The sequence below is a fragment of the uncultured Aquincola sp. genome (assembly GCF_964001545.1).
Classification (GTDB): domain Bacteria; phylum Pseudomonadota; class Gammaproteobacteria; order Burkholderiales; family Burkholderiaceae_C; genus Aquincola.
On the sequence record NZ_CAXFDV010000035.1, the window covers coordinates 1 to 5,580 of the forward strand.

The window sequence follows — 5,580 nt, forward strand, 5'->3', positions numbered from 1 at the left end:
ACCGGCCTGGGCCACCCGCGGGTGCTGGCCGTGGCGCCGGACGGCACGGTGTACGCCAGCCGCCGCGAAGAAGGCGACGTGGTGATGCTAAAAGACGCCGACGGCGACGGCCGTGCCGACGGCACGCCGCAGGTGGTGCTCAACCGCTCTCAGGCCCATGGCCTGGCGGTGCACGGCGGCAAGCTTTACCTGGTCACGGTCAAGGAGCTGTTCGTGGCCGACCTGCAGCCCGATGGCCGGCCCGGCCCGCTGCAGATGCTGGCAGGCGACCTGCCCGATGCCGGCCAGCATGCCAACCGCACCATCGCCTTCGGGCCTGACGGCATGCTCTACATCAGCGTCGGCTCCACCTGCAATGCCTGCAACGAGAGCAACGCCGAGAACGCCACGCTGCTGCGCATGAGCCCTGACGGCAAGAGCCGCACCATCCTGGCCAGCGGCCTGCGCAACACCATCGGCTTTGACTGGCACCCGGCCACCGGCCAGCTGTGGGGCATGGACCACGGCATCGACTACCTGGGCGACGAGGTGCAGCCCGAAGAGCTGAACCTGATCGAGCACGGCCGCCAGTACGGCTGGCCGCACATCTGGGGCAGCGGCGGCGAGAACCCGCAAAGCACGCCGGTGGGCGGCATCAGCAAGGCGCAATGGAAGGCCATGAGCGAGCCGATGCGCCTGGGCTACACCGCGCATGCGGCGCCGATGCAGATGCTGTTCTACACCGGCAGCGCTTTTCCGGCCGAGTACCGGCAAGACGCCTTCGTGGCCATGCGCGGCTCCTGGAACCGCAAGCCCGCCTCGGGCTACGAGATCGTGCGCATCCGCTTTGCGCAGGGGCAGCCGCAGCGCATCGAGCCCTTCGTCAGCGGCTTTGTCGATGAACGCGACGGCACCCACTTCGCGCGGCCGGTGGGCCTGGCGATGGCCCGCGATGGATCGCTGCTGATGACCGACGACGGCAATGGCGTGATCTACCGCATCGCTTACACCGGCAGCGGTGCAGCAGCGGCCCACGCAGGCGGCAGCATGGCCACCGGCAACACCAGCAGCGCCCCGGCGCAGGCCATGCAGGCCCAGGCGAACCAGGGCAACGGCGTGCCGCTGGCGCTGGCGAGGCCTGCAGCCCAGCCGATGGCCAGTGCAGCAGGCGGCGGGCGCATCACCGTCACCTCCGGCAGCTTTGCACCGGGGGCGGACATGCCGCTGCGCCACAGCGAATACGCCGATGGTGTGTCGCCCTCGCTGATGTGGACCGCGGTGCCCGGCGCCCGCTCGTACCTGGTGATCGCCGAAGACCCCGACGCCCGGCCGGTGAAGCCTTTCGTGCACTGGCTGGCCTGGAACATCCCGGCCAGCGTGACCCACTTGCCCGAAGGCCTTCAGGAGCAACCCAGGCTGCAACAGCCCGAGGGGCTGATGCAAGGCCGCACCACCCGCGGCAACATCGGGTACTACGGCCCCCGCCCGCCGGTGGGCGATGCGCCGCATGCCTACCACTTCCAGGTGCTGGCGCTGGACACGCTGCTCGACCTGCCCCCGGGCAGCGACCGCGACACGGTGCTGGCGGCTGCCCGAGGCCATGTGCTGGCGCGGGGCGAACTGGTGGGCCGCTATGCCCAGACGCAAGCACCACTGAAGTGAGCGCGGCGGGGTGCGGAACACCCCTTGCCCACCCTGACGTACACAACGCAGGAGCCAGGGATGGACAAAGCCAGCCAGCAGATCGAACTCACCGCCGCGCAGGCCCAGACCTGCGGCGAGGGCTTCGACTACCTCATCGTCGGCGCCGGCTTCGCGGGCAGCGTGCTGGCCGAACGGCTGGCCAACGAGCTGGGCGCGCGCGTGCTCATCGTCGACAAGCGCCCGCACATCGGCGGCAATGCCTACGACTGCTACGACGACGCGGGCGTGCTGATCCACCCCTACGGCCCGCACATCTTCCACACCAATTCGGCCGACATCTTCGACTACCTGTCCCGCTTCACCGAATGGCGGCCCTACCAGCATCGCGTGCTGGCCTGCGTCGATGGGCAGCAGCTGCCCATCCCCATCAACCTGGACACGGTGAACCGGCTGTATGGCATGAACCTCACCTCGTTCGAGATGAAGGAGTGGCTGCAGACCGTGGTGGAGCCTTGCGACGAGGTCAAGACCTCGGAAGACGTGGTGGTGAGCACGCTGGGCCGCGACCTGTACAACAAGTTCTTCCGCGGCTACACGCGCAAGCAGTGGGGCCTGGACCCTTCGGAGCTGGACGCCAGCGTGACGGCGCGCGTGCCGCTGCGCACCAACCGCGACGACCGCTACTTCGCCGACACCTTCCAGGCCATGCCGCGCCACGGCTACACCCGCATGTTCCAGAACATGCTGGCCCACCCGCGCATCAAGGTGATGCTGAACACCGACTACCGCGAGGTGGTGCACCTGGTGCCATGGAAGCACATGGTCTACACCGGGCCCATCGATGCCTTCTTCAACCACCGCCACGGCAAGCTGCCCTACCGCAGCCTGCGCTTCGAGCATGTGACCCTGCCGCAGGCGCAGTTCCAGCCGGTGGGCACGGTGAACCACCCCAACGAGTACGGCTACACCCGCGTCAGCGAGTTCAAGCACATCACCGGTCAGCAGCACCACTGCACCTCGGTGGTGTACGAATACCCCTGCGCCGAAGGCGACCCCTACTACCCGGTGCCACGCGAAGAAAACGCCGCGCTGTACCGCCGCTACCAGGCCGAGGCCGATGCGCTGGACAACGTCACCTTCGTCGGCCGGCTGGCCACCTACCGTTACTACAACATGGACCAGGTGGTGGGCCAGTCGCTGGCGGCGTTCAAGCGCCTGAGGGTCCGCCATGAAGCGGTGCCGCAGGGCGCCGCGCCCCAAACTGTGATGGAGCCGGTAGCGCCATGACCCACATCATGCTGATCCGCCATGCCGAGAAGCCGGACGACGAGGCCGACCGCAACCTCAGCCCACGCGGCTGGCAGCGTGCGGGTGCGCTGGTGCGCTTCTTCGCGCCCATCGACGCGGGCGCGGTGCGCCGGCACATCGAGCAGCCGGGCCATGTATTCGCAGCGGCGCCCAACGAAGAGCACCCCAGCCCGCGCCCGCGGCTGACCGTGGAGCCCTTGGCCGAAGAACTGGGCCTTCAGGTGGACGAGCGCTTCAGCACCAGCGAACCGGTGGCCCACATGGCCCAGGTGCTGCGGCTGCTGTCGGGCCCGGTGGTGGTGAGCTGGCGGCATGAGCAATTGCCCGCGCTGGCCAATGCGCTGCTGGGCCGCGAAGAAGCGCCGCTGCGCTGGCCCGACCACCGCTACGACCTGGTGTGGGTGATCCATGCCACCAGCAGCGGCTGGTCGTTCACCCAGGTGCCGCAGCGGCTGCTGCCGGGCGATGCCACGCAGGGCATCGCGCGCCGGCTGCGCGCCGCAGCCGCCAGCTGACAGCCCCTGAGAAGGAAGCGCCCATGACCGCGCTGCTGCTGGCCCGCATCCAGTTCGGCTTCACCATCTCGTTCCACATCGTCTTTCCGGCGCTGACCATCGGCCTGGCCAGCTACCTGGCGGTGCTGGAAGCGCTGTGGCTGCGCACCGGCCGCCGGGTGTACCTGGACCTGTACCAGTTCTGGCTCAAGGTGTTTGCGGTGGCCTTCGGCATGGGCGTGGTGTCGGGGCTGGTGATGGCCTATCAGTTCGGCACCAACTGGAGCGCCTTCTCGCGCTTTGCGGGCAGCATCACCGGGCCGCTGCTGGCCTACGAGGTGCTCACCGCCTTCTTCCTGGAGGCGGGCTTCCTGGGCGTGATGCTGTTCGGTCTCAAGCGCGTGGGGCCGGGCCTGCACTTCACCGCCACGGTGGCGGTGGCGCTGGGCACGCTGCTGTCGGCCACCTGGATCCTGGCCAGCAACAGCTGGATGCACACGCCGCAGGGCCATGCCGTCGTCGATGGCCGGGTGGTGCCGGTGGATTGGCTCAAGGTCATCTTCAACCCCAGCTTTCCGTACCGGCTGCTGCACATGGTGGTGGCGGCCTACATCGCCACCGCGTTGTTGGTGGGCGGTGCCGCCGCCTGGCACCTGCTGCGCGGCCGCGAAGACGGCCGCGTGCGCACCATGTTCTCGATGGCGCTGTGGATGCTGCTGCTGGCCGCGCCGATCCAGGCGGTGATCGGCGACCAGCACGGCCTGAACACGCTGGAGCACCAGCCCGCCAAGCTGGCCGCGATCGAAGGCCACTGGGAGCGCACGGCCGAAGGCGAAGGCGTGCCGCTGATCCTCTTCGGCTGGCCCGACATGCAGGCCGAAACCACGCGCTTTGCGGTGGAACTGCCGCGCGTGGGCAGCCTGCTGCTGACCCACAGCTGGAGCGGCCAGATTCCGGCCTTGAAGGACTTTGCACCCGAAGACCGGCCCAACGCCACCGTGGTGTTCTGGACCTTCCGGCTGATGGTGGGCCTGGGCCTGCTGACCATTGCGCTGGCCATGTGCGGCCTGCTGCTGCGCCGGCGCGGCCGGGTGTATGCCACGCGCTGGTTCCTGCGTTTTGCGCTGCTGATGTCGCCGATGGGCCTGGTGGCCATCCTGGCGGGCTGGTTCACCACCGAGATCGGCCGCCAGCCCTGGGTGGTGTATGGCCTGATGCGCACGGCCGATGCCGTGTCGCCCCAGCACGGCGTGGCGGAGGTGGGCTTTACCCTGGTGCTGTTCGTGGGGGTGTACCTGGCGGTGTTCGGCGCCGGCACGGCCTATGGGCTGCGCATCATCGGCAAGGGGCCCGAGGCTGGCGAGCCCGGCATGGCCGAAGGCGGGCCGGGCCGCGACCGCCATCCGATGCGGCCGCTGTCGGCCGCGCCTGAAGGCGTGGACGAACAGGGCGATGGCGCCGCGCCCGAGGCACCGGCGGGTGGAGGCGCGCGATGATGGCCGACCTGGACCTGCCGCTGGTGTGGGCCGGCATCATCCTCTTCGGGGTGATGATGTACGTGGTGATGGATGGCTTCGACCTGGGCATCGGCATCCTGTTTCCGTTCTTCCACGAGAAGGACGACCGCGACGTGATGATGAACACCGTGGCCCCGGTGTGGGACGGCAACGAGACCTGGCTGGTGCTGGGCGGGGCCGGGCTGCTGGCGGCCTTTCCGCTGGCCTACGCGGTGATCCTCAGCGCGTTCTACCTGCCCTTGATGCTGATGCTCATCGGCCTGGTGTTCCGCGGCGTGGCCTTCGAGTTCCGCATGCAGGCGCGGGCCGGCAAGCGCCGGCTGTGGGACCAGGCCTTCATCGGCGGATCGGTGGCGGCCACCTTCTTCCAGGGCGTCACGCTGGGTGCCTTTCTCGATGGTGTGCCGGTGGTCGATGGCGAGTTTGCCGGCGGCCCGCTGGACTGGGTGTCGCCCTTCGCGCTGTTCACCGGCCTGGGCCTGATGGTGGCCTATGCGCTGCTGGGCGCCACCTGGCTGGTGATGAAGACCGAAGGCCCCTTGCAGCAACGCATGCGGCAGATCGGCATCGCCTTGACCTGGGCGCTGCTGGCGGTCATCGCCGCCATCAGCGCGTGGACGCCGCTGGCCCACGAAGCC

The 5,580-nt window shown here is 69.0% G+C and carries 5 protein-coding genes; all 5 read left to right on the forward strand.

Annotated elements, in window-relative coordinates:
* Window positions 1-1,641, forward strand: a 1,641-nt coding sequence (locus tag ABNT58_RS01320; protein WP_348751711.1) for a YbhB/YbcL family Raf kinase inhibitor-like protein, incomplete at its 5' end; no start/stop codon positions are given.
* A 60-nt stretch (window positions 1,642-1,701) separates the two neighbouring features.
* Window positions 1,702-2,910 (forward strand): UDP-galactopyranose mutase, encoded by a 1,209-nt coding sequence (gene glf, locus ABNT58_RS01325; RefSeq protein WP_348751712.1) that lies wholly within the window; start codon window positions 1,702-1,704, stop codon window positions 2,908-2,910.
* Window positions 2,907-3,446 (forward strand): hypothetical protein, encoded by a 540-nt coding sequence (locus ABNT58_RS01330; protein WP_348751713.1) that lies wholly within the window; start codon window positions 2,907-2,909, stop codon window positions 3,444-3,446. The genes glf and ABNT58_RS01330 overlap by 4 nt, the downstream gene beginning before the upstream one ends.
* Before the next feature lie 23 nt (window positions 3,447-3,469).
* Window positions 3,470-4,921 (forward strand): cytochrome ubiquinol oxidase subunit I, encoded by a 1,452-nt coding sequence (locus ABNT58_RS01335; protein WP_348751714.1) that lies wholly within the window; start codon window positions 3,470-3,472, stop codon window positions 4,919-4,921.
* Window positions 4,918-5,580 (forward strand): cytochrome d ubiquinol oxidase subunit II (gene cydB / locus ABNT58_RS01340; RefSeq protein ID WP_348751715.1); only part of this gene is annotated, 663 nt, incomplete at its 3' end. The genes ABNT58_RS01335 and cydB, both read left to right, overlap by 4 nt.

What these genes read in the sequence shown, in the direction of transcription:
- ABNT58_RS01330 (WP_348751713.1), top strand. Translation starts at nt 2,907, where the DNA reads ATGACCCACATCATGCTGATCCGCCATGCCGAGAAGCCGGACGACGAG.
- glf (WP_348751712.1), top strand. Translation starts at nt 1,702, where the DNA reads ATGGACAAAGCCAGCCAGCAGATCGAACTCACCGCCGCGCAGGCCCAG.
- ABNT58_RS01335 (WP_348751714.1), top strand. Translation starts at nt 3,470, where the DNA reads ATGACCGCGCTGCTGCTGGCCCGCATCCAGTTCGGCTTCACCATCTCG.